The following is a 25,472-nucleotide window of genomic DNA, read 5'->3' as shown; positions in this document are numbered from 1 at the left end:
TGGCGTTGTGTGTGAATCCACACGATGCGGCCGGCCGCCGCCGGCATCAAGCCGGACGGCGGCGCATCAGCGGATCGGTGCGTTCCATGCACTCACCTCCCGCGGCCGACGGATCGATCACGCAAGACTTTCGACATAGCCCTTGCGCAGCTTTTCCTCGACCAGCTTGACGATCTCGCGTTCGGCGCGCTCGGGCGTGTCGAAACTCTTGATCAGGGTCTGGCCGCGCGTGCCGACGCGACCGAACACCACGGTCATTTCGCCGTCGACACGACCGATCCGCCAGAATTTGTGCGAACCACCCTGCTGCAACACGAACTCGCGCAAGGCGGGCGCGGCGGATGCCGGCGTGGCCGCGATCGGTTCGGGCTGCGGTGCAGCTTCGGCCACCGCTTCGATCGACTGCACGGCTTCTACCGCTACGTCATCGCTAGCCTCTTCGACGGCCAAGGCCGCCTCGATACGTTCGATCGCCGCATGCGGATTGCGCAACCAGTCCGCGGCCGGCAGATCGATGACCCGCCAGCCGAACGCACGCAAGATGCCGGGACGGAACACGTAGCGTTCGCGCACGTCCGCCGCCGCGGCATCGGGTGGATCGAGCAGAATCGCGAGTGCATAGCCCTCGCCGGCCGGATCGACGATGGCCAGGTCGCAGCGGAACTGCGAGCGGCCGACATGCTCGTGGACCGTGTGACCGCGCTCGCGCAACGCCTTGGCCAGGCTCGAGCGCGCCGCGTCGGCGCGCGCGACGCTGGAGAACGCGCGCTCGGCACCGGGATTCAAGGCGCCCAGAACGCTCTGCGAACGTTCGGTCTCGCCGCGCGCGCTGGCTTCGGCGAACGCGAGGAACGCGCGCAACGCAGCCGCGCCGTCGTTGTGGGTGTTGGTGATCTGCTCGGCGCGGATCGTGGTCACCACCGCCATGCGATGGCGCGCGCGGCTGAAGATCACGTTGAGCCGCTTCTCGCCGCCGCGCTGATTGATTGGGCCGAAGTTCATCAGCATGCGGCCGTCGGCGCCGGGCGCATAGCAGATGCTCAGCAGGATCACGTCGCGTTCGTCGCCCTGCACGTTCTCCAGGTTCTTGACGAACAAGCCGTTGAACTGATCTTCGTCTTCGCGCAAGTATTCGCGCTCCAGGCGCGCGGCGAAGTCGGCGTCCTGCGCGGCCAGCGCCTCCAACGCCGATTCGATCTCGCCCTGCTGCGCTTCGGAGAATGCGACCACGCCCAGGCTCAGGCCGCTGTCGCGGCGCAGCAGTTCGCGCACCAGCCCGGCGATGTAGCGCGCTTCGGCCAGATTGCAGCGGTTCGCGTAGACGCCGTCCTCGATCCGGTGGTGGCTCAGCGGCCGGGCAAGCAAGGCATCGACGCCGGTGATTGCCGCCTGCTCGTCGGCCGCGCGCAGGCTCAGCGACTGTTCGCTGCGCGTGTCCAGGCCGCGATCGGGAATGGTGATCAAGCGGCCGTCGTAGAACGCGGCATTGGAAAAACTGATCAGCGCTTCGTGGCGGCTGCGGTAATGCCAGGCCAGCAAGGTCGCCGGCAGGTTGCGTGCGGCCTGGTTGAGCAGGCTGTCGGCGTCGAGATTGATCGCGATGCGTTCGCCGTCCTCTTCGGCGACGATCTCGTTGTCGTCGTCATCGCCGGCCGCGGAGAAGAAGCTGGTCGGCGGCAACTGCATTTCGTCGCCGACCACCACCACCTGCGGCGCGCGGCTCAAGGCGGGCACTGCCTCCTCGGTCGGGATCTGGCTGGCTTCGTCGAATATCACCACGTCGAACAGGTCGGCGCTGAGCGGCAGGGTGTCGGACACCGACAGTGGGCTCATCAGCCAGATCGGCTTGAGGTCGTTGACGACCAGGCCGGTGTCGCCGCCGGCCAGTTCGCGGATCGAGCGATAGCGCATGCTCTTGCCGAATTCGTGTTCGAGTTCGCGCCGGCCGGTGGCGTAGCGCTTCTTGAACAGCTTGCCGTCGGCATCGAGCTGGCTCGCCGACAGCGATGACTGACGCACGCGTTCGAGGAACTGGCGATGCAAGGTTGCGCGCACCACGCCGGCATTGCGCTGCAACAGCTCGCGTTCGGCGCGCGCGGCGCGTTGCGCGGCGTCGGCCAGGGCGCGCGCATCGAAGCGGGCCAGTTCGGGTTGTTCGCGATGCAGCCGCGCCAGCGACTCGTCGAGGATCACGCCATCCAGTTGCGCCGGCGCGAGGTCGAGTTGCTGCAGGGCGCGCGCATACGCCGCGCCGGCAGCGTGCATCGCGCGCAGCGGCGGCAGCGCGTCGGGCAAGTCGTCGAGGCTTTCGCGCAGGTCGCGGGTCCATTCGGCGAACTCGCCCAGGCTCAGCGTGTCCGGCAGATCCAGCGAAGCCCGGGCGATTTCCTGCAGACGCACCGCGGCCGCGGCGAAACCGGCTTCGCGTTGCGCGTAAGCGACCGGGTCGGGCGTGGCCAGCAGGTGTTCGTGCAGGCGACGCAGGATCGGCGAGGTCGGCAGGACGTTGCGCCACAGCTGAAGGGTCTGCAGAAACGGGCTCAATGCCGGCGTATCCAGACGCGCGCGCATCTGTTCTTCGAACGCCACGCATTCGTTGGCGGCATGTTGATGCGCGGCTTGCGCTTCCAGCACCTGGACCAGGCTGGGTCGGACCGCGTGCTGGCTGAAGTCGTAGCTGCGCGCCATCGTCCCGCGCAATCGCCACCACGATGGCTTGAGCCAACGCAGCGGCGACCGCTCTTCCCTGCGCGCGATCGCCAACGCCGCTTGCGTGTCCTGCTCGGAGAACGACACCTTCCAATACACGGTGTGCTTGCCGGCCTCGGCGCGACGGCGTTCGAGTTGCTCGAAGGCTTCGCTGTCCTGGCGCAACTGAGTGCTCGCGGCCGAGGCCGGATCGAGCAGGTCCGGATGCGCCGCCAGACGCGCGTCGTCGAGCTTGTGCGCCATCGAGGTCAGGGTGGCTGCATCGGCGAGCGTGGTCTGCGGTGTCAGCAGGCTGCGGTCGTCATCGAAGGCCGCATCGAGCCGATCGACCTGCTCATTGCAATCTGCAAGCATTGCCTCGGTGTCGGCGTAAGCACGCTCGCCGCCTAGCAGCCGCGCCGACAGCCGCGCGAACGGATGCGCAGCCAACCGGTCGTTGCCGTAGCGTTCGCGCAGCAAGGCCTGCAGGCCTTCGCGCGCGCCGCGTTCGCGCTCCCACAAGGCGAAATCAGGCAGTTGCTCGCGTTCGCGCGCGCCCAGTTCGACCGGCGCAGGCAACTCCGCCGCGCGCCGCAGCAGCGCGCGCACGCTCGCGCCCAATCGCTGTGGAATCGCGGCCATCCCGTTTTCGTAACGCTCGATCTGGCCAAGCTGCGCGGCCAGCGCCTCGTGCACCGCCGCGCGCGCCTGGGTCAACGCGTCGTGCTGATGCGCCTGGGCGATCCAGCGTTCGTAGCAATCGCGCAGATCGTGGACGAAGGCTTTCTTGTCGGTCTGCGAGTCGTGGATCAGACAGCACATTTCGTCCAGCCCGGCCTGCTTGAGACGATGGAACACCACATCGAGCGCGGCGCGCTTCTCGCAGACGAACAACACGCGCTGGCCGCGTCCGGCGTAATCGGCGATCAGGTTGGTGATGGTCTGCGATTTGCCGGTGCCCGGCGGGCCCTGGATGATGAAACTGCGGCCGCCGCGCGCCAGCGCGACCGCCGCGTTCTGGGTCGCGTCGCTGGCGACCACGTTCCATTGCTGGTCCGGCGCGATCGGCGCCGGCGGCGCGACATCGACCTCGCGCGGCTCGATCGAGAAGATCCGGTCGAAGCCGCCGCGCGCGGCGTCGGCCGAGGTCGGATCGTCCTCGATCAACTGCGCGTAGTCGCGCACCAGCGACATTTTCTTGTAGTTGAAATTGGCCAGGGTGACCTGGGTCAGGTCGAAGTCCCAGGCATAGGCATGCCCGGTGTCGTCCTGCAGCGCGTAGGTGGTGTGCTCGATCTCTTCGCTGTTCGCGCTCATGCGCTGCGGCTCGGGGATGGGCGCGGCGCCGACCGCGGCGCGCAGCGGCAACGGGCTCGGCTGCACGCGCTGGCGGAACAGGGCCAGGCCGAGCGGACGGTAATCCTCGCGTTCGTAACTGAAATCCGGACGCTGCGCGTCGGGCTTGATGCGTCCGCCGCTGCGACGCTGATATTGCTGCAGGCGCTGCACCGCCTTGCGCCGGATCAGTTCGATCGCCGGCTTGCTCTGCAGGCGCAGTTCGACGCCAGGCTCGGATGCGCGGATCTGCGCGGCCAGATCGGCATGGATCGATTCGATCGATACCTTCTGCAGATCGACGGTTTCGGGCAACTGGATGTCGTAGAGCTGGCGCAGGTAATGGCGCAGGGCCGGGTTGAATTCGGCCTCGCCGTCCTCGCACTGGATCACGTACTGGTCGCGCACGCCCTTCTTGCGCACCAGTTCGACCGGCAGCCACAGCAGCGGCGAAACGAAGCGCTGCTCGGGGTCTTCCTTGAGGTTATGCCAGCGCAGGAAGGCGACGACCAGACGCAGATGGCTGAAACCGAACTCGGCGCGGTCGCGGCGGGTTTCCTGGGCGATGCGGTCCAGCGCCGCCGGCAGGTACGGCTGATCGTCGAAACGCAGCCAGCGATGCAGGCTCACCGGTTTGCCGGCGATCACCTCGTTGGCGAACTCGCCGCTCCAGGTGCATAGCTGCTCGGGACGGATGCTGCCCAGTTGCAGCACGATCGGCACGCTCGCGATCGTCAGGTTGACGCTGGCCTGGGTCGCGCGGAATTGCAGCAGGCGATTGCGCCGCGACAGATCGAACAATCGATCGCGCAGGTGCGAGAGCACCGCGATGCGGCGCGGGCTGTGGCCCTTCGCATCTGACAACACGCGTTCGACATCCAGACCCATCGGCTGGTCGCGGTACGTCTGCAGGCGTTGCACCAGTTCGGCCAGATCGGTTGCGCGTTCGTGCCGGTTCAACGCGGTCATCTCGACGATGATCGCGGCCAGCACCGGGTTCAGACGCGGGTTGATCCGGAACAGGTTCTGGCGTTGCGCGGCGAACAGGTCCAGATCGTCGGTGTCGTCGAAATCCAGACCGCAGGCGAGGCTGGCGAGCACTTGCCCGAGTTGGAAGATGTCGCCGATTTCGTCGTGATGGCCGAGTGCGAGTTCCCAGCAGCGATAACCCGGCAGGTACACCGGGCGTTCGATCGGCTGCGCCGGATCGTGCTGGGTGTGCAGGTTTTCCAGGCTGCTGCCGCGGGCGGCGTCCTGGGTGACGCGCAGTTCGCCGACGATGTTGAGGGTCGATCCCGGTGGCGGCTGGACCTTGCGCAGGTGTTCGATATCGAGGGTCGGCAAACGGCCCTCAGGCGCGCGCAGGCCCAGGCCGGTGTCGGCGGCATACACGATGTCGTCGGCGTTGAGCGCGGCGACCCGGCCATGCGCATGCAGTTGCGCGACCGCGCGCAGCAGCGGCAAGGCCAGGAACAGCACGTCGTCGGTCGCGAGGCCCGCGCCGCGCTGGGCCGCGATCACCGCGCGCAGGGTGTCGCCGTCGATGCGGACCGCGCTGGTCGCGGCGGGCATCGCGCCTTCGGGCGGAACAGTTGGCGTATTCATGCCGCGCTCTCCTGATCGAGCCGGCGCACCAGCTTGTCGAGTTCGCGCTTGCCCAGGCCGGCGTCGCGCTTGAGCGCGGCCAGGAATTCAGCGCGGCTGCCCATGCTTGCGGCCACACGCGCGGTTTCCAGCAATGCCGCCTCGCGCTGATCGGCGTCGATCAAGGCGAAATCGAGCATCACGCTGTGCAGGTAGCCGCGCACGCTGTCGTCGATGCGCTCGGGCGCGAGCGCTTCGTCGTCGGCCGCGGGCTCCTCGCTACCCCAATCGGGAAAATAACCGCGCGCTTGCTGCTGCGCGGCTTCGGAATTCAGCGCCGGCATCGTCAGCAAGCGGGCGATGAAGCGCCGGGTCAGCGCACGCAGCTCGACCTGATCGAGCAAGTCGAGCCGATCGAACGACAACGGCCCCTGCAGGCGCCGGCGCAACCAGGTATCGGTATCGGCCGCACCGCGCCACCAGCGATCGACCGCCTGCGCGCGCAGATACGCTTCCGGGTGAGTTTCGCCGCGGCTGTGGCGCGGATCGTCGCGTTCGACTTCTTCGGCCTGACCCAGGTACGCGGTCGGATCGACATTGCCCAGCCCGGTGTGCACCTTGACCAGGATCGCGACCGCCGGCAGCGCCGCCTGCGCCGCGACCGCGGCGCCGCGGTCGGCGAAGATCTCGGTGTGCAGGCTGTAGCGGCGCGCGCTTTCGGCGTGGCTGCTCGCGGCCTGCGGATCGGCCATGCAGTGGTCGAGGATGCGTTGGGCGGTGTGATAATCGCCGCCGTCGAGCGTCCACAGTTTGTAATGGGCGAGTTCGTGACCGAGCAGCGCGCTCAGTTCGATCTCGTCGAGGCGTTCGAGTACCGCGCCGGCCAGGACCACGTGCGCCTCGCCGGGCAGGAACCACAGGCTCGCGCCCATCGCGCCGTCGCCGGCCTGGTACAGGGTGACGTTGGCTTCGATGCCCAGGCGCGCGAGCACTTCGGCGCAGAGTTCATGCACGCGCGGATGCGAGCCGGCGGTCAGCCGATAGGTCTTGCGCAGCAGTTCGGTGCGCAGTTCCTGGGCGTGCTGGGTTTGCACGCTCAGCGACGAGGCCCAGGCCCAGACCTCGGGTTCTGTGCGCTTGAAATGCGCGACCAGGGCCTGGTGATACGGCAACGGCGCCAGCGCATGTGGCGCGTCCGCTGTCGCATCGATGTCGTCGTCCTTGGGCTGTGCTGCATCCATCGCGTTCGTGGTCTCCGGGCCGTGCGTTGACGGCCGCATCGAGCGACCGCGGGCCGGCATGGTTTGGTCAAGCCGTCACGATACAGGGCGGCGCCGGTCGCTCGCCCGATCGGGCCGAGTCAGGCCGAATCATGCCGAATCGGGCGGGATCGAACCGGCCCGGGCCGTCGCGACGATCTCGTCCTCTGGGCTGGCGCGCTTCGAAAAACCCCGCCAAGAGCGATGACTAGATCACAAAAATCGGCGCAGAGTAACCACGCCGGCCGGCAATGGGGCGGCTGCCGATCGTTCGCGACGGCCGCCGTTTTTTTTGTGCTTTCATTTCCCGCGACGGAGCCCGACAAGATGCTCTGTCGCCGGTTTTGCTCGTCATTCCCGCGAAAGCGGGAATCCAGTGCCTTTCGTGCGAGAACGCTTGAAGTCACTGGATTCCCGCTTTCGCGGGAATGACGGCTTGAGGGTTCTGAGCGGTTTGGATAGGCACGAGCCCCTGCTTTTGCTCGTCATCCCCGCAAAGGCGGGGATCCAGAGACTTCAGAGCCATATTGCGATAAAGCCCCTGGATATTGAGCTCCGCCGAAATGAAGCGGAACCCACCCACGCGGCGATTACAGCGTGAAAGCCACGCCGAGCAAAGCGCGGCATGCGGCGAACTGGCCATCCTTGCGCCCCTCGGCTTTGCCGCAATAGCCCTCTTGCTCCCGCAACTGACTGTTGCCGCGCCGCCCCTGGCGCCTTCACCGCGCACTGCGCACACTGTGCAGGCCCCATCAGCCCGCGCGATCCGCGCAGCGGCGCCATCGGTCCGCCCCTTGCGCGCGACGCCCTCGCCTCGCGCGGTCCGTGCGTATCTCGCCTCCCCCTTCGAATCCGTAACCGCATGAGCGTCAGCACCGCCTCTTCGTCCCTCGCCCGCCCGCTGTGGCAGGGCCGCGCCTGGGTGCTCGCCGGCATCGTGCTGTCGGCGTTCACCTTGCGCACCGCGGTCACCTCGCTGACCCCGCTGCTGGATGCGCTAGGCCGGGAATTTCATTTCGGCGCGACCATGACCGGCGTGTTCGGCATGGTCCCGACCGCCGCGTTCGCGCTGTTCGGCGTGGCGACCCCGGCGCTGGCCCATCGCATCGGCCTGGAACGCGCGGCGCTGCTGGCGATGGCGATGGCCGCGCTGGGCCTGCTCGCGCGCGCCTTCGTCGGCGATACGCTGCAGTTGTTGCTCGCCAACGCATTCGCCCTGGCCGGCATGGGCATCGGCAACGTGGTGCTGCCGCCACTGGTCAAACGCTATTTCGCCGATCGCGTCGGCACCGTCAGCACCGCCTACATCACGGTGCTGCAACTCGGCACGATCCTGCCCGCGCTGGCGGCGGTGCCGTTGATGCAGGCCTCGGGCTGGCGCGTGTCGCTGGGTTCGTGGTCGCTGGTCGCGGTCGCCGCCGCGCTGCCGTGGCTGGCGGTGCTGTGGATGGAAGCGCGCGGCCGCTCCGAACCGGCGCGCGAACTCGCCCGCACCCACGACAATGCCGTGCATGGCGACGACGCCGCGCCCGAACTCGCCGCCAGCGCGCCGCGCGGCCGCGTGTGGCGCTCGCCGGTGGCCTGGGGCATGGCGCTGATGTTCGGCATGACCTCGTTGATCACCTATTCGATGTTCACCTGGTTGCCCAAGCTGCTGATCGAAGCCGGCGGCAGCCCCGCGCTGGGCGGCAGCATGGTCGCGCTGTTCTCGACCCTGGGCATGATCAGCGCGCTGTGCATGCCGGCGCTGGCGGTGCGGGTGGCCAATCCGTTTCCGATCGTGCTGGTGTGCGTGTTGGCTTACCTCGGCGGCTTCGCCGGCCTGCTGCTGGCGCCGATGCACGGCACCTACGTCTGGGTCGGCCTGATCGGCCTGGGTCCGAGCACCTTCCCGCTGGCGTTGACCCTGATCAATCTGCGCACGCGCTCGCCGGCCGGTTCGGCCGCGCTGTCGGGTTTCATGCAGGGCCTGGGTTACACCATCAGCTGCCTGGGCCCGCTCGCATTCGGCTGGCTGCACGAACTCAGCCATGGCTGGGTATGGCCGTTCGCGATGCTCGGCGCCTGTCTGGTGATCCTGGTGATCGGCGGACGCATGGCGTGCAAGCCGCGGATGCTGGAGGACAGCTGGTAGTCCGATCGTGATTGCATTGCATGGCCAAGTCGGCGATCGGTTCGCGCGACGAACGACAACCGTCTGTATCGCAACCGATGTAGCCAGGCGCCGTTGCAATGCGATGACAAATCCCTACCAATCGAATCGACTCCGGAAGGCGGCCAACTGGCCGCCTTTTTCGTTGTCCCGTTTCCAAAGCTTTCCGATTCCCCATTCCCAATTCCCCATTCCCGGCTCCATTCATCCGCGTGAATCGCACCACACCCCGCGATCAAACCTCGGATATGGAAACGCGGGCACAAATCGGTCTGTCATCTCACCGCGGTTTCCGGTAACGGATCACGTAACGCGCCACCTCGCTCACGACAATGAACGCACGGGATCCATGCTTGCCTTGTAACCGCGCGGCTTTATCGCGGCCGCGTACGAAGGAGATCGTTCGATGCATCTTCACTCTCTCGCCGCAGCCCTGGGCTGCTCGTTGCTGTTGACCGTGTCCGTGGCCGACGCAAGCGAAAGCACCCGACTCGACGCGCTACGCCTGCAGCTGGACAAGGCCAACGCCCTGGTGCTCGCGCAGGCGCAACGCGCGTCGTATCCCGAGTATTTCCGTCGCGCCTACGCGCGCTACCCGAACCTGCCGGCCGGCGCGCTGGAAGCCATCGCCTACGCCGAAACCAACTGGGTGCACGTGCGTCCCGACCCGGCGCAGAACCCGCACGACCTGCACATGCCGCGTTCCTACGGCGTCATGGGCCTGTACCACGGCGGCGGTTTCGCCGATCAGGTCGGCGACGGCGCGCGTTTGATCGGCCGCAGCGCGCGGCAGGTCATCGACGATCCGGAAAGCAACATCCTCGCCGCCGCCGCGTTGCTCGATCGCGCGCTCGCCGCCACCGCGCCGGACCAGCGCAGCCGCGCGCTGGCCCAGACCGAGCAACTCGCTCCGGTGCTCGCGCGCTATGCCGGTTACGGCGCGGGCAACGGCGGCATCGCCGACTACGCGCGCCAGAGCTTCGCCTACGGCGTGCTGCAGACCTTGCAGCATGGCGTCGACCAGCAAGGCATCAAGATCGAGGCGCAACCGCTCAAGCTCGAACGCGCCTTCGACGCCGACCAACTGCGCAAGCTGCGCGCGCCGGCCTTGCTGATGAACGCCGGCGACGACAGCGTGCAGCTCAACCGCGCGCTCGCCCGCGATCTGGCCGCGCCCGCGACCATGGCCGCGCCGTCCACCGATGTCGGGATCAAGGCGGTCGACTTCGGCGAGGCGATCTGGAATCCCGCAAGCTCCAGCAACTACAGCACCGCCTCCAATGCGACCAGCGCGGTGATCCTGCACACGATGGAAGGCTCGTACGCGGGCTCGATCTCGTGGTTCCAGAACCCCAGCGCGCAGGTGTCGGCGCATTACCTGATCCGCAAGTCCGACGGCCAGATCACCCAGATGGTGCGCGAGTACCATCAGGCCTGGCATGCGAAGAACCACAACTACTACACGATCGGCATCGAGCACGACGGCCGCGCCGCCGATGCCGGCAACTGGTCGGCCGCGATGGTCAACGCCTCGGCGCGCTTGACCAAGAGCATCTGCGCGCGGCGCGGTGTGAATTGCGCCAGCGCGTGGAGCGGCCCGGGTTACGACACCTATCACTTGGTCCCCGACAGCGTGCGGGTCAAGGGCCACGGCATGCTCACCGGCAACGAGAACCGCTATGACCCCGGCAAGTACTTCCCGTGGTCGAACTACTACGGCCTGATCAACGGCGGCGGCAATCCGCCCAACCCGCCGGGCAAGTACTGGGTCGACACCTTCGCCAATGCCACCGGCTACAAGTGGCCGTCGACGCTGACCCCGGTCGGCACCTTGTACCAGGGCACCAACTACGTCTACTGCAAGGCCTGGGGCCAGGAAGTGCGCTCGGGCAGCAGCTACAACCACTATTGGCTCAAGACCGATCTCGACGTCGGCCCGGCCGGCGCCTGGGTGTCGGCGTATTACCTCAGCCGCTGGGGCAACGACGAAGCGCGCGACAACAACGGCGCGGTGATCCCGGACTGCTGATCGTCGCGGCGCATGCGTTATCCGCCGCGGCGCGGACCACCGGCGACGGCGGTTCGCGCCGCGGCGACAACGGCGAGGCGGGTTACCGCCTCGCCGGCACCACTCCCCCACTCCTGCAGAGTCCACGATGAAACGCAAAATGATGCTCTGCGAGCGCGTCATGTACGTCGATCGCGACACCACCTTCACCATCGTCCAGGCCGCGCGCATTCGCGGCCGCCTGGATCCGGCGCGGCTGCGGCACGCGCTCGACCGGATCCAGCTCAAGCACCCGATGCTGCGGTGTTCGATCGAGGACGGCGACCCGCCGTTCGTCGTGCTCGAAGACGACCCGGCACCGATTCCGCTGCGTCTGGTCGAACGCAAAAGCGACGAGGACTGGCAGCACCAATCGCATATCGAACGCGAGACCCGCTTCGCCAGCGAACGCGCGCCGCTGATGCGCGCGGTGTGGATCCATGGCGACGATAGCCGCGGCGAGCCGGTCGGCGAACTGCTGATCGTCTGCCATCACGTGATCTGCGACGGCATGTCGATGATGACCCTGCTGCGCGAGACGCTGGCGTTGTGCGAACGTCCGGAGCTCGACATCGGCCGCCTGAGCGGCTTCAACGGACTGGAGGACATTCTTCCGGCGGAAATCCTCGGCGACCGCCGCATCCGCCGCAAGGCGGCCTGGAAGGCGCTCGCGTTCCGCTTGTTCTTCTCCTTGCGCCGCAAGCGCAAGCCGGTGCCGCAGGGCGAGTTCTACGTGCTGCACTGGAAGTTGTCGCGCGAAGACACCGCCGCGCTGGCCGCGCGCGCGCGCGCCGAGGGCGTGACCTTGTTCGCCGCGCTCGCGGTGGCGTTCTCGCTGGCCTTCCGCAGCGTCAAGGGCGCCAGCGCGAACGGCAAGGTGTTCTCGCCGGTCGACATCCGCAAGTTCCTGCCGCTGATCCGCCCCGACGGTCTGTTCTCGGCCGCGCCGGGCACGATCGTCGCGCTCGACACCGGCACCGCGCCCGAACAGATCGACGACGCCGGTTTCTGGGAGCAGGCGCGCGCGTTCAAGACCCGGCTCAATCAGCGGGTCGAACGCCTGACCCGCAACGTGCATGAATATTTCATCGGCCTGGAGATGCTGCATTCGATCTTCGGCCAGTTCATCGCCGAGCGCCGTTCCGACCTGGATCAATTCGACACCACCTTGTCCAACATCGGCCGGATCGAGATTCAGCAGCAGTACCAGGGCTTCCGCGTGGAGACGGTGTTCAGCCCGACCGCGCGCCTGCCGTGGCGTTCGACCACCGCGGTGCTGATGTCGGGCTATGCCGGCGAACTCGATTTCGCCTTCACCTGCGACGAAGCCTCGTTGACCCGCGAGCAGGCCGCGCGCGTGCGCGAGTTCGCCACCCGCCTGATGCGCGAACGCGGTGCGGCCGCGCCAGCGCAGGACGCGGTGCTTGTGCGGGAAGCGGCATGAGCGAGGAACGCAACGATGGCGTGGATACCGCCGCGATGGGTGGCGGCGATGGGATTTTGCCGGGCACCGGGCACGAAGGCCCGGTCGATCTCGGCACCGCTTCGGATCGTGCCGCGGGTGGGCCGGGGCTCTCCGCCAGAGGCTTCACTTACGCTGGGACTTCCGTTGACCCCGATGCTTTTGGCGTGATCTTCGTGCTGTGGCAACCCAACGCCTCGCACCTGATCCATCTCGACGATACCCGCGCGATCTGCCGGCACGTGGTCGCGGTCGACAACTCGCCCGAGGCCGACACCGGCCTGCATGCGCGGCTGCGCGCGGCCGGCATCGAGGTGATCCACAACGCCAACCACGGCGGCATTTCCGGCGCCTACAACCAGGGCGCGCAGTGTTTGCTCGCGCGCGGTTGCGAGGTGCTGTTCCTGCTCGACCAGGATTCGCAGCTCGGCGCGGATTTCTTCGACGGCATGATGCAGGCCTGCGCCAACGTCGGCAGCGATACCTTCATCGTCGGGCCGAAGGTGTTCGAGGTGAACCTCGGTCGTTATCTGCCGGTGTTTTCGCCGCGCGCGCGCATGCCCAAGCCCGAACGCATCGAGGATCATCCCGAAGGCCTGGTGCCGACCTTATTCGTGATTTCCTCCGGCTCGGCGATCTCGGCGGCCGCGTACCGCAAGATCGGCGCGTTCCGCGAGGACTACTTCATCGAATACGTCGACATCGAGTACGGCCTGCGCGCGACTCGCAACGACGTGCCGGTCTACATCAACACCGCGGTCGAGCTGCGCCAGCAGGTCGGCCAGTTCGTCAAGCGCGGGATTTTCTCGACCAGCAACCATGTCGCGTGGCGGCGCTACTACGCATCGCGCAACGCGGTGCATGCGCTGCGTTCGAATGCCGATCGCTGGTCGATCCATTGGCTGATCGAGTTGCTGACCTTGCACCAAGTGGCCTGCGTGCTGGTGTGCGAAGAGCACAAGCTGCGCAAGGTGGTGGCGATCGCGGTGGGCTATGTCGACGGCTTGTTCGGCAAGCTGGGGACGTTCGAGCAGCGGCATCCGCGGGTGGCGGCGTTCTGCCGGCATTGAGCCACCCCGGTCAGCGAAATTCCAGGCGCGAGTCGATCGATGTGGCGGGACTCGCGCCCGTGCGCGAGCGCCGCCTTGGCCGTCTCAGTAAGCGTCGCTGCCCGGCCGCACATCGATGCCCAGGCCCACCGCCACCGCCTGCATGTTCTCGTCGTCGCGGCGCAAGGTGATCCAGCCGGCGTAGGAGTCGCCGCCGGTCGAGCGGTTCCACAAGGTGTAGCCGTACTCGCGCAGGCGATCGTGGGCGCGCGCCATCAGCTCGGGCACGTCGGTGCCGTCGAGGAATTCGTCGTCGGTGGGGTCTTCCACGCCCCAGTCCACCTGCAGGTTGAAGCGCGCGGCCAGCTCCGCGATCGAATCGACGAAGGATTCGGTGTCCTTCCAGTCCACGTGGAAACCCGAGGTCCAGTCGATCACGTCCTGGAGCGTGTCGATCTCGCCGAAATCGTCGTCGGCCTCGTCTTCGCGCGCTTCGCGGTAACGCGCGAACTGCTGCAGCGCGGTTTCTTCGTCGCCGGGGTTGATCAGCAGCAACAGCTGCCAGATCAACGCCTCCTGGCTGAGCTCCTCGTTTTCGTCACCGGTGAAGTCGAAGCCGTCGTCTTCGTAATCGGATTCGTTGTCGGGTGAGGTCATGGTGGTCGCGTCGCAAGGGGAGTGCGCGCATGGTGCGACCTGGGGCGCGGCTTGAAAAGCCGGGCGGCGCAATCGCCGCGATCGGGCAAAGCGCGAGCGGCGAACTGCGCGGGCGGCGGGGCCGCGACCGGAAACGAAAAAGCCCGGCTTGCGCCGGGCTTTTCTAGCGATCCGCGGCTTGCGCCGCGAGTCGCGAGGTCATCACAGAACCGTCAGGTTCAGATGGCCTGGACCTGGTCGGCCTGAAGGCCCTTCTGGCCCTGGGTCACGACGAAGGAGACCTTCTGGCCTTCCTGCAGGCTCTTGAAGCCCTGGCCCTGGATCGCGCGGAAATGCACGAACACGTCATCGCCGCTCTCGCGGGAGATGAAGCCAAAGCCCTTGGCATCGTTGAACCACTTGACGGTACCGACTTCGCGAGCGTCCGACATATTGCTAACTCCTTGAAACATGGTGTTGGAATGCCGTTTTCACGGCGTTGGGGCTGGTAGCAAGGAGGAAGCGAGGTGGAACGATGGAGTGGATCTGTGAATCGACGATCTACGGCATCGGGTCACGGCCTACGGTGACCCTTGACTAACTCAGCTCGCACACCGTAGTAGCGTCTGACCCGAAAATCAATTGGCAAGGGCCACCGATGTTCAGCCGATTCGACAACTGGCGCACGGTTTGGCACATCCGTCTTTAGAACTCGGCCCGGTTTTCGCCCTGTTCCGCGACCCGCCCGCACGTCTAGCCGATTGATTTTGATGGCTTTAATTCCCCGGCGCCGGGCCGAAAAACCGATTTCGGCAAAGCCGGCGCGGCAGCGATGAATGAATGTGCCTGAACGGCACTAAAAATCGCCGGATCGGCGGTTTCGGGACAAATCCGCGCGGAACCGGTCGTCCCAGCGCGAACCGCGCACCCCGGCGTCCCGACCCGGCATCCGCGACGAGGCCCGGCTTGGTCGTGTGCCCGGCTCAGCCGCCCTCGCCGCTGTCGGCGTCGGCCCGGGCCTGGGCGCGGCGCCAGATGGCGTACTCGGCGCGGTTGAGGCGGAAGTCCTGCAGGGCGAAGGTCGCCGCGCCGCGGTCGGCGGCGCTGCTGGCCGGGTCGGCGGCGATGTCGAGCAGCGCCTCCTTGAGCCGGTCGCTGCGCAGGCGCGAGCCCTGCACGCCGGCGATCGCGCTGGCCCGCACCGGCGCGGACGGGTCGAGGATCGCGCGATGCAGCAGGTCCTCGGCCTGCTCGCTGTCGTCCCACTGCGCCAGTTGCAGCACCGCCTGCGCGCGCAGCGTCGGGTCGGGATCGCGCGCGAGCGCGGCCAGCTGCGCCACCACCGGCGCGGCGTCTTCGCTCGGCAAGGTCGCCGGGGTCAGCATCGCCACCAGTTCGGCCCGGCGCTGCGGATCGCCGCCCTGCTCCAGCTTGGCCAACAGGGTCTGGCGCACTTCGGCGCGGTCCATCGAGTACGCGCTCAGCAAGGCCAGGCCGTCGCGTTCGTCCTGCGCGCGGGTGCTGGCGCTCAGCGACAAAGCGAAGCGCAGCACGTCCTCGCCGGACACGGCGTTGAGCAGCGACAGCAGTTCGCCGCGCGCGGCCGGATCGGTTTCGTTGCGGAACCGCTGCAGCAGGTTTTGCAGGAAGGCCGGATCGCGACTGGCGCGCTGGCGCAGCGATTCGAAGCTGACCGGCGCGGCGCCGCCCAGCGACAGGTAATCGGGATAGGGCGAATGCGGCTGCGCGCCGTTTGCGCGATGCGCGTTCGCGTCGCTGTCGGCCACGGGCGGTTTCGCCGCGCTCGCCGCCGGCACCGTCGGCGCGCGATGCGCGACATAAGCGCCGCCGGCGAAGGCGCCGGCCACGGCCGAAACAACGGCGATCGACAGCGCGTGCTTGAAGTTCATCGGTTCGACGGCAAGGGAAGCGGATCAAGCATACCTGTCGCCTCGCGCGTCACGAATGAAAGGCCGGCGCAATGCCGCTGTTGCGAAAGCAGCGCGCGGCGGCGGCAGAGCATCCCCTCTCCGATGCACCGGAGAGGGGTGAGATGGAACCTTGTCCGGTTACTCAGCAATCCGGCGCGACCCGTCCGTCCGAGCCGGTGAAGGTATAGGCATCGGGAATGAAGCGGCCGCTGCCGATCCGGTTCCACAGATTGCTGGTGCCGTAGGTGCCGGTCACCGAGGTGCCGGTGGTCTGGCATTGGATCGTCACGCCCGCGCCGTCGCTGAGGCTGCCGACGATCGAGTACGAGGTGCCCGGGCCGGAGCGCACGTTGAGCGGGGTGCCGTTGGTGTTGACCGTGCCGCTCGCGCCGCCACCGCCGCCGCAGGAATTGCGGCTGGTGTAGTTGGCGGTGCCGAAGTAGGTGATCTGCGCGCCGTTGAACTTGATCTTCTGCGCGGTGCCGTTGAGGCGTTCCTCGAAATGCAGGTGCGGGCCGGTCGAACCGCCGGTGGTGCCGACCGTGCCGATCGACTTGCCGATCGCCACGCTCTGACCGACCGAGACCGAGTACGAATTCAGATGCGCGTACAGGCTGGTCCAGCCGCCGCCGTGATCGATCACCACGTACTTGCCGTAACTGGTGTTGCCCAGGTTGCGAACCACGCTGACCGTGCCGGCCGCGGCCGCGACCACGGTGTCGCCTTCGTCGTTGGCGCGGTTGAAGTCGACCGAGTTCTGCGGGCTGTGGTTGGTGCGGGTCTGGCCGGACCAGACCTGGCCGCAGGGAAACGGCATCTGGAAGGTCGGCGCGGCCTGCGCGGCGGTGCCGAACAAGGCGGCGAAAGCGAACAGCGCGACGGCGCCGGCGGTGCGATTGCGTGGATTCATGGCGGGATCACTCCGGATGAGGCCGCGCCGTTGCCGACGGCGCGACGGTAGGGACGAGACAACAACTCAGTGCGCGATCTGTACATCGTCGAGGTAGACATTGACGTCGAAGCTGGTCTGCTCGCGCAGCAGCCATACCGCATCCAGGCGAACGCCGGCGGCGTCGATCTGGCCGTTGCTCGCGCCGGCCCAGGCGTTCCACTGGGCCGGATCGTCCAGCGCCCATTCCAGGTAAGTCCATTGGCCGGTCGGGATGGTCCGCGCGATCGCGCGCTCGGTGCCGTCGCTGTCGTCGATGCTGAGCGACGCGCTCAGGCCGCTGCCGCCGGTGTAGATCCAGAAACCGACCTTGCCGCCGCTGCGGATCAATTCCAGATTGTTGGCCGCAGTGCCGCCGCCGGACAGCAGGCGCACCGCCCAGGCGGTCGCGACCGCCGGATCGTCCTTGAGCAGCACCCGCAGCGAACAACTGCCGTTCTTGCGCGTGGCGCAGTCCTGCTGGGCAAGCGAGGCGGTCGAGATGCCGGTGGTGCTGCCCGACAACGTCGGCGCACTGTTGAAGCGGCCGACGCCGCTTTCGAAGGCGTCGAACACGACAGCGTCGCCGCCCGGCGCGCCGCCGCCGTCGTTGGCGAGGAAGGCGTTGCGCAGGCCGGCCGGGCTGTTGTTGTTATTGAAGTAATGGTTGGCGATCCACTTCCAGTCGCGGCCGTTGTTGGCGGCCCAGCGCTGGCTGCCCCATTGGCTCATGCCGCGGCCGTGACCGAAACAGCCGCGCCCGCGCCCGACCTCGTCGGCGATGCACGGCCAGTTGTTGCGCGGCGAACCGTTGCGGCCGTTGCCGCAGCTCAGATCGTTGTTGACGCAGGACAGGCCGTCGCCCGGATCGTCCCAGGCGTTGTTTTCCGAGGAGTATTCGCTGAACGCCGCGGTCTGGCCGTCGCGGGTCAGCAGCACGCCGCGGGTGGCCGCGGCCGCGGCGACCGTCGCCGCCACGCTGTCGGCGCTGAACGCCTGGCACGAGGTGCTGCTGCAGATGTCGTAGCGGCTGTTGACCGGATGGGCGACGTAGTACGCGGCGTAACTGCGATAGGCGACCGCGCCGGCGGCGAGCGAATCGGGGTCCCACGACGGGATCCATTCTTCGTCGAGGCCGCGGCCGACATAGTCTTCGAACGCATACACCGAGACCCCGGTGCAGGAGCGGCCGGAGCAGTTGGTGCCGACGCGGATGCTGGACGGCACTGGCACGGTCGCGGCCTGCGCGGCGAGTTGTTTCGCGATCGCGACCGAGGCCGGCCGCTGTGGATCGAGCGCGGCATCGGCGTCGATGCGTTCGGCATCGGCCGCGTTGCGCGCCGCGTCTTCGGGCGAGATCGGCCGTTGTTGATCCTGGCGCTGGCGTGCCTGGGCCTGCACATGACTGCGATCTTCGCTCTCGCTGCCGGCGCCGGGGATCAGATCGACGATCAGATGGCGGCTGTCGTTGAGCAGCGGCAGACCGAGCAGGCGTTGGGTGCGGTGATTGGCCGCGGCGATGCTGAGTTCGATCGTCGCCGGCAATGCTTCGCTGTCGTGGTTGAGCGCGGCCGGCAAGGTGGCCGGCAGTTCGAAATAGCCTTGATCGTCGGTCTTGGTGCGCGTGCCCTGGCTGCTGCTTACCTGCGCGCCGTTGAGCGGTCGCCCACTGACTTGGTCATAGACATGACCGCTGAACATAGCGCAGCGCGCGCACGACGCGGCCTTGAGTGCGAGCAGGTCCAGCGCGTCGGACGGTTGCGACGGCGGCAGCCACAGCCTCAGCGGCAACGGCTGCGCGGCGTCGATGCTCACGCGCGTGCTCAGGCTGACGTGGTCGCTCGCGCTCACGACCAGTTCGTACTCGCCCGCGGCGAGGGTCGCGACGCGGCCGCCCGGACCGGTCACGCGCAGGTCGTGCACCCGCGCGGTGTCGCCGCGCGGGTGCACGAGCAGATTCGAGTCCAATGCGCGGCCGCTGACCGCGTCGCGCACGCGAATGTCGAGGCCGCGCTGGTTCACCGGCGCGGCGCGCGCGGCATCGGCCGGACTGGCGGCTGCGATCGTCGCGGGCGCGGCCGCGGCGCGCAGCCACTGCGCGAACACCGCGCCGGCGATCAGCAGCGCGAGGATCGCCAGCCAGGTCGGCATGCGCCGCGCGCGCTGCGGCCGGTCGCTGCCCGGATCCTGCGACGACGGCGGTGGGTTGGAGTCGTGCATCGGCGTTCCCCTGGAGGCCGGTCGGCGTTCATCGCTCGGCGCGTCGCGCATGATCGGCTTGCGATGTTGCAGTGGTGGCGGTGGCCGGGCATGCCGCGATTCGGATTGCGCGAAGCGCGACCCAAGTCACCCGGCGATCGCGAAGTCGTGCGTGCGTTGAAGCGAGCGCCCACGAACGACATCGCGTTCGCAATGCCACTGTCGCGTACGACGACGCTTCCCCGATTCCCGCGCGCCCATTCCACGACCGCGCATCCACCCGCCCTCGTTATGACCCAGACAGCGCGCGACCCGCCACCGGCGGATCGCGCGCCTCGACCTCAGTTCTTCACCTGCACGTCGTCGACGTACACGTTCACGTCGAACGAGGTCTGATCGCGGTAGAACCACACCGCATCGAGCTTCACCGATGCCGCGGTGATCGCGCCGTTGGCGCCGCCGACCCACGCATCCCATTGCGCGTCGTCGGTCAGGCTCCACTCCAGATAGGTCCAGGTATTGGCCGCAATCGCGCGGCTGAGCGAACGCTCGGTACCGTCGCTGTCGTCGATGCCGATCGCCGCGCTCATCCCGGTCGCGCCGGTAAACACCCAGAAGCCGACCTTGCCGTTGGCGCGGGTCAGGGCCGCGTTGCTGCCCGGATTGCCGCTGCCCGACAACAGCCGCACCGCCCAAGCATCGGCGCTGGCGGTGTCGTCTTTCAGCAACAGCCGCAGCGAACACTTGCCGTTCTTGCGCGTGGTGCAGTTGCGTTCGGCCAGCGAGGTCGCGGCGATGCCGGTGGTGCTGCCCGAATACGCCGGACTGGTATCGAAATGCCCGACCGTGCTTTCGAAACTGTCGATCACGCTGCCGCCGCCGGGCGGATTGCCCGGATTGAGCAGGTTGTAGTAACGCGCCCAATCCCAGTTGATGCCCGGATCGGTGTGGGTCTGGCTGCTGTAATGCTGATGGCCCTTGACCTTGACGCTGGCCGGCAACACGTTGATGCCGCTGCCGGCCGGGCCCTTGAACGCGCTCGCGCAGCTGATCGCGCTGTAGGTCGCGCAGAAATGCCGGGTCAACGCCGCCGAGGCGTTGTACATCGCCGCGGTGTACCAGCTGGCGTTGTTGACGAAGCCTTCGTGCTCGATGCCGAGCGTGGTCTTGTTATGCACGCCGACGTGATGGGCCGCGCGGTTCTCGCGCACCATCTGGGTGATCTGGCCGTCGGAGCTGCGGATCAGGTAATGCGCGCTGACGCTGTTGGGATTGTTCTGGAACCACGAGATGCTGCCAGCGTAATAGCCCTGCATCGTGTGGATGGTCACCGAGTCGTAAGACGTGCGCGTGGAGTGGTAAGGCGAAGCCACCCACAGCGCCGGGCCGTAATCGGTGCTCTTTTCGTCGGCCGCGCTCAGCGACGGCGCGCGCAGGGTTTCGCTGAGCGGATCGATCGCGAACGCGCCGTCGTCCTTCAAGCTACCGGCCTCGACCCGATCGCGGCTCACGTCCAGGCGCACGAACGGCGCGCGCAGTTGCACCAGCTTGCGCGCGTCGAAGGCGCGTTCCCACGCGACCGCGCGCATCGGCACGACGATGCCGCGATCGTTGACGCCCTTGTCCTGCGCCAGCAGCACGTCGAAGGCGAAACTGGAGCGGGCGTGATCCTGGATCGCGCTCTTGCCCGCGTTGCCGGCGAAACCGGCGTAACGCTCCAGCGCCGGACGCGTGGCTTCTATCGCCGACTTGGCGCCGACCGCGTCGGCGCGCAGCTCGCGATCGAGCAGCGCCGCCGAGGCGAGGATGTTGCTGAGCGGATCGCGCTGCACGCGCGCGGCCGGCACGCCGATCAGGCGCGCGCCTTCGCTGACTTGATCGGCGAAGCCTTCGCCGTGGTACAGGCCCATGACGCCGTACGAGCGCGGCATGTGCTGGTGCTGTTCGCCATAACCCGCGCCCGCGGCCGGGCCGGGTTGCAGTTGCTGCCAGCGGCTCATCACGTAGGCGACCGATTCCAGCGTGCCGACCGGGATCGACGGGTAACGCGCATAGGCCTGGCGGAAGTAGTCCGCGTACAGCGCGCGGTCGACGCGCTGCAGCGATTCCTCGATCTGCAGGCGCTGGGCCAGGGCGCGGTCTTCGGGCGCTGCCTGAGCTTGGGCCTGCGCGGCCCACGGCGCGGCGAGCGCCAGCAGGGCGACGGCCAGCGACCACGACAGCGAACGCACGCCGGTGCCAAGCCCGCGGCGCGCAATGGAATATTCGTTCATATCAAATCTCCCCAGAAGAATTAATAATTCCCTCGGGGCCCTTGTACTGCATTTGTCCGACCGGCAAGTGCTGTCAGGTCCGGTTTTTGTAGGGCGATTTCCGATCCGCGACCGCGATCACTTCGCGATTGCGCCGCACGGCCAATACCGCCCCCCAAACCGCCCGCCGCGGCCCTGTGGACGTGGTGCGCTGCGCCAAAATCATCGCGTTCACCCTGTTCATACTCGGGTTGGCCCCAGTTCCCCGGCGGCTCCGGCTTGCTTATCGTCTAGCGCTTACGCCGCACTGCGCGTGCGAAAACGACGACTTGAGGAATCAAAGAGATGAGCGGAATCGGTGGCGTCAGCTGGCAGGTCTACAAGAACCTCCCGCCGGAGGATCAGCAGGCGATCCGCGATGCGGCCGCCAAGCCGCCGCAGGTGCAGGCCGAACCGGCCGCCGACCCCGCGCCGCCGCCGGCTCCACCGCCGGCCAAGCCGGCCGATGCGCAGACCCCGCAGGAAGCGGTCGCCTCGATCAACGCCCAGCCGCTGCCGAAGAGCGACGATCTGGGCGGCATGCCCGGCCCGGTGTTCGATTCGATCTACAAGCCGCGGGTGGAGCAGTTCACCACCGCGCGCCGCGAGGACGCGCAGGCCGCGCTCGACCGGATGGAGCCCAAGATCGAGGACTTCCGCAACAGCGGCCTCAACGGCGCCACCGCGAACATGGAGTACCAGGAGTCGCGCAACGCGTTCAACAGCAATCCCTACGTCAAGGAATTGCAGCGCATCGTCACCGAGGCGACCGACAAGCCGACCCAGGTGCCGAGCTATCTGACCAATCAAAGCACCCAGGCCGATCCGAGCGCGGTGTCCAACCTCAAGCTCGACAGCGTGCGCACCGCGCTCGATACGCTCGGAGTGAAGCTGCCGGAGAATCCGACCCCGGAGCAGATCGCCTCGGGCTACGAACTGCTCGGCGCGTTGCCGCAGGACGTGCTGTCGTACGCGATCAATCCCGGAACCGCGGTCACTTACACCACCCCGGTCGCCGGCATCAGCACGCCGTCGTTCATCCCGGCCCGGGTCGGCGCCGACGTGGTGGTCGAGGGCAAGGTCGAGTTGTCGGACGTGCAGACCGGCGTGGACTTCAAGGAAACCCAGCAGTTCAAGGCCTCGGTGGAAGTGCGCGGCGAAGCCGGCCTGGACGTGGGCAAGACCCCGCTCAATCATCTGTACAAGGCCGCCACTTTGCTGCGCCAGGTCTCCGACGAGACCAAGCAGATGGTCGAAAGCTCGCCGCTGCTGCGCAACGTGGTCAAGGGCCTGCCGGTCTCGGGCCATCTGGTCGGGTTCGAAGGCACCCGCCTGAGCTACGAAGCCACGGTCACCCCGCAGCAGGGCGCCAAGCTCGACGCCGGCGACATGAGCGCGATGCCCAACCCGCTCGATCCGCAGGCGATGCCCGAGGGCACCTCGGTGCTGATGCGCGGGCAGAACCTCACCGGTTCGGACTTCGCCATCAACTACAAGATGTTCGGCGGCATCGGCGGCACCCACACCGAACTCGACGGCGCCGGTTTCGGCGTGCGCAAGATGGAAGGCTCGGTGGTCGAGGTCTACGCAGGTCCGATGGAAACGGTCGAGAACGCGACCATGTTCGGCCTGGGCAAGGTCGGCACCGCGTCGATCGGCCTGAGCGTGGAAACCAGCATGGAGAACCGTTCGCTGCAGACCGCGCGCATCGATCTGTCGACCGAGGAAGGCCAGCAGGCGTACCAGACCTTCATGAGCGGCGGCAAGATTCCCGACTGGAGTCCGCCGGGCGTGCAGCGCTCGGGCACCACCGAAGTGTTCAACGCCGAACACGCCGCGCGCCTGGGCATCGACCTCGGCCCGGTCTCGCTCGGCGTGGGCAACAGCAGCCAGCTCACCATCACCCGCAACGTCTGGCAGGACGGCAGCATCGACCAGACCAACAGCTATCAGGGCGCGAATCAGACCACCGAGGTGCAGTTCCAGGTCGGCGTCGACGGCAAGCCGGTCAAGGATTCCACCGAGTGGACCTTGGTGCTGTCCAACACCAGCGATGTCGCGGCTTCGTACTTCAACTCGTCCTATCGTCCGGGCGAGCTCAACAAGAAGTTCGACGGCGAGCAGCATCTGCAGTTCGAGTTCACCGACAAGGACCTGATGTCATTGCGCGATCGCGCCCGCGAGAGCGTGGGCAACCTGGGTGGCGACGAGCACGGCGGCGAGCGCCTGAAGGACCTGGATGCCGGCCGCATCACCCCGTTCCCGAACGACCTGACCGAGCAGATCGCGATCGCCAAGACCCCCGACGACGTATTCGCGGCGATCTCGCGCAGCGGCCAGGCCGGCTGCGAGGATTTCGTGACGATGATGATGTGGGGCGACCAGCGCAATACCGCGTTGCCGGGCACCTTCACCATCAAGGATGCCGGTTGAGTGCGATGAACCCATGCGGATCGCGCGGGTTGCGCGCGGCCGGATGAAACGCGAAACGCCCGGCGATGCCGGGCGTTTTGCCGTGCGGGGTTTGCAGGTTGATGGCGAACTGAGCCGAGAGCGTCGGGGCTGAAGCCCCTCCCACAAAAGTGGCCGTGGCGTACGAGGTCTTTTGTGGGAGGGGCTTCAGCCCCGACGCTCTTTTTTCAGATCGCCACGCTACTCATCGCCTCAAACCGGCGACGGATTGCGCTCGCCGAACCCGGCCTGGTGCCAATACGGATACGCCTTCGCCGTCGCGCTGGCCGCATCGAGCTTCGCGACCTGCGCAGGCGTCAGGTTCCAGCCGACCGCGCCGAGGTTCTGCTTGAGTTGCTCCTCGTTGCGCGCGCCGATTACCACGGTCGCCACCGTCGGCCGCTGCAGCAGCCAGTTCAACGCGATCTGCGCAACCGTCTTGCCGGTTTCCGCGGCGACCTCGTCGAGCGCATCGACCACGCGGTACACATACTCGTCCTGCACCGGCGGCCCCATGTCGGCAGTGACGTGCAGGCGGCTGTTGTCGGGCAGCGGTTGGCCGCGGCGGATCTTGCCGGTCAGGCGGCCCCAGCCCAGTGGGCTCCACACCACGGCGCCGACGCCCTGATCCAGGCCGAGCGGCATCAGCTCCCACTCGTAGTCGCGGCCGATCAGCGAGTAATACGCCTGATGGGCGACATAGCGCGACCAGCCGTGGCGCTCGGCGAGCGCGAGCGATTTCATCAGATGCCAGCCGGAGAAATTCGACACGCCCAAGTAACGCAGCTTGCCGGCACGGACCAGATCGTCGAGCGTGGACAGGGTTTCCTCGATCGGCGTGCGCGCGTCGAAGCCGTGCAACTGGAACAGGTCGATGTAGTCGGTGCCCAGGCGCTTGAGCGCGGCGTCGATCGAGCGGATCAGATGATGACGCGAGGAGCCGACTTCGTTCTCGCCGTCGCCGAAGCGGAAGGTGGCCTTGGTCGAGATCAGCAGGCTGTCGCGCGGGCGGCCCTTGATCGCCTCGCCGAGGATGGATTCGGCCGCGCCCTTGGAATAGATGTCGGCGCTGTCGAACAGATTGACCCCGGCCTCCAGGGCGATATCGAGCAGGCGCCGCGCGCCGGCGACGTCGGTCTGGCCCCAGGCCTTGAAGAAGTCGCCTTCGCCGCCGAAGGTGCCGGTGCCGAAACTCAACACCGGCACGCGCAGACCGGACGCGCCCAGAAAACGATGTTCCATGCCGCACTCCTGATGGGGGATAGGCGGGCATTGCACGCCAATGGGTGCGGGGGCTCAAGGGGATGGGTGGGATGGTGCGTTGTGGGATGGGCGGCCGGATCGGCCGGGCGGGTTGAGATGCGCTGGATGCGTGTCGGTCAAACCATTACGCACTCACCTACCGTCATTGCCGCGAAGGTGGGAATGGCGTTCTGGTGGGATGGCGCTTAAGACTTCGT

14 protein-coding genes are annotated in these 25,472 nt (G+C 67.3%); 5 read left to right on the top strand and 9 right to left on the bottom strand.

The genetic code is table 11. From position 1 onward, the window contains the following. Positions 1-117: 117 nt before the first annotated feature. On the bottom strand, positions 118-5,628 hold the full coding sequence (locus AC3A4T_RS04260; RefSeq protein WP_487674253.1) for an AAA domain-containing protein: 5,511 nt from the start codon (positions 5,626-5,628) through the stop codon (positions 118-120). Continuing rightward, positions 5,625-6,848, bottom strand: coding sequence for a M48 family metalloprotease (locus AC3A4T_RS04255; protein WP_487674252.1), 1,224 nt, complete (start codon positions 6,846-6,848; stop codon positions 5,625-5,627). Before AC3A4T_RS04255 ends, AC3A4T_RS04260 begins: the two co-directional genes overlap by 4 nt. Positions 6,849-7,728: 880 nt before the next feature. On the opposite strand from AC3A4T_RS04255, the gene AC3A4T_RS04250 reads away from it, so the two are divergent. The 4 genes from AC3A4T_RS04250 (at position 7,729) to AC3A4T_RS04235 (ending at position 13,597) form a co-directional block, all read left to right on the top strand. Beyond that, positions 7,729-9,000: an MFS transporter gene (locus AC3A4T_RS04250; RefSeq protein ID WP_487674251.1), complete on the top strand. Its 1,272-nt coding sequence runs from the start codon at positions 7,729-7,731 to the stop codon at positions 8,998-9,000. A 424-nt stretch (positions 9,001-9,424) separates the two neighbouring features. After that, positions 9,425-11,047, top strand: a complete 1,623-nt coding sequence (locus tag AC3A4T_RS04245) for an N-acetylmuramoyl-L-alanine amidase (RefSeq protein ID WP_487674250.1) — start codon at positions 9,425-9,427, stop codon at positions 11,045-11,047. Positions 11,048-11,174: 127 nt separating this feature from the next. Continuing rightward, positions 11,175-12,509 (top strand): condensation domain-containing protein, encoded by a 1,335-nt coding sequence (locus tag AC3A4T_RS04240; protein WP_487674249.1) that lies wholly within the window; start codon positions 11,175-11,177, stop codon positions 12,507-12,509. Beyond that, entirely contained in the window at positions 12,506-13,597 is a 1,092-nt protein-coding gene (locus AC3A4T_RS04235; protein WP_487674248.1) for a glycosyltransferase, read from the top strand. Before AC3A4T_RS04240 ends, AC3A4T_RS04235 begins: the two co-directional genes overlap by 4 nt. Before the next feature lie 84 nt (positions 13,598-13,681). On the opposite strand, the gene AC3A4T_RS04230 is transcribed toward AC3A4T_RS04235, so the two are convergent. The 6 genes from AC3A4T_RS04230 to AC3A4T_RS04205 all read right to left on the bottom strand — a co-directional run bounded on the left by AC3A4T_RS04230 (position 13,682) and on the right by AC3A4T_RS04205 (position 21,543). Then, the gene (locus AC3A4T_RS04230) at positions 13,682-14,233 is read right to left on the bottom strand and encodes a DUF6630 family protein (protein ID WP_487674247.1); all 552 of its coding nucleotides are present in this window, start codon (positions 14,231-14,233) and stop codon (positions 13,682-13,684) included. A 218-nt stretch (positions 14,234-14,451) separates the two neighbouring features. Then, a complete protein-coding gene (locus AC3A4T_RS04225) occupies positions 14,452-14,664 on the bottom strand; it encodes a cold-shock protein (RefSeq protein WP_036102375.1) in 213 nt (70 codons plus the stop codon). A gap of 531 nt (positions 14,665-15,195) precedes the next feature. Next, positions 15,196-16,122 (bottom strand): HEAT repeat domain-containing protein, encoded by a 927-nt coding sequence (locus AC3A4T_RS04220; protein ID WP_487674246.1) that lies wholly within the window; start codon positions 16,120-16,122, stop codon positions 15,196-15,198. Between the two features lie 163 nt (positions 16,123-16,285). Next, positions 16,286-17,053 carry a M23 family metallopeptidase gene (locus AC3A4T_RS04215; RefSeq protein ID WP_487674245.1) on the bottom strand — a complete coding sequence of 256 codons (768 nt, stop codon included), beginning with the start codon at positions 17,051-17,053 and terminating at the stop codon, positions 16,286-16,288. A gap of 66 nt (positions 17,054-17,119) precedes the next feature. Then, positions 17,120-19,291, bottom strand: a complete 2,172-nt coding sequence (locus tag AC3A4T_RS04210) for a SpoIID/LytB domain-containing protein (protein WP_487674244.1) — start codon at positions 19,289-19,291, stop codon at positions 17,120-17,122. Between the two features lie 320 nt (positions 19,292-19,611). Beyond that, entirely contained in the window at positions 19,612-21,543 is a 1,932-nt protein-coding gene (locus AC3A4T_RS04205) for an N-acetylmuramoyl-L-alanine amidase (protein ID WP_487674243.1), read from the bottom strand. A gap of 324 nt (positions 21,544-21,867) precedes the next feature. Here AC3A4T_RS04205 and AC3A4T_RS04200 point away from each other — a divergent pair, with 324 nt between their 5' ends. Further along, the gene (locus AC3A4T_RS04200; protein WP_487674242.1) at positions 21,868-23,994 is read left to right on the top strand and encodes a hypothetical protein; all 2,127 of its coding nucleotides are present in this window, start codon (positions 21,868-21,870) and stop codon (positions 23,992-23,994) included. Positions 23,995-24,225: 231 nt separating this feature from the next. Here the strand turns inward: AC3A4T_RS04200 and AC3A4T_RS04195 are convergent, their stop codons facing one another. After that, positions 24,226-25,254 (bottom strand): aldo/keto reductase, encoded by a 1,029-nt coding sequence (locus AC3A4T_RS04195; protein ID WP_487674241.1) that lies wholly within the window; start codon positions 25,252-25,254, stop codon positions 24,226-24,228. Positions 25,255-25,472 lie beyond the last annotated feature (218 nt).

The sequence above is a fragment of the Lysobacter sp. Soil_N_51 genome (genome assembly GCF_057655755.1).
This window is presented reverse-complemented; position numbering and strand designations above follow the sequence as displayed.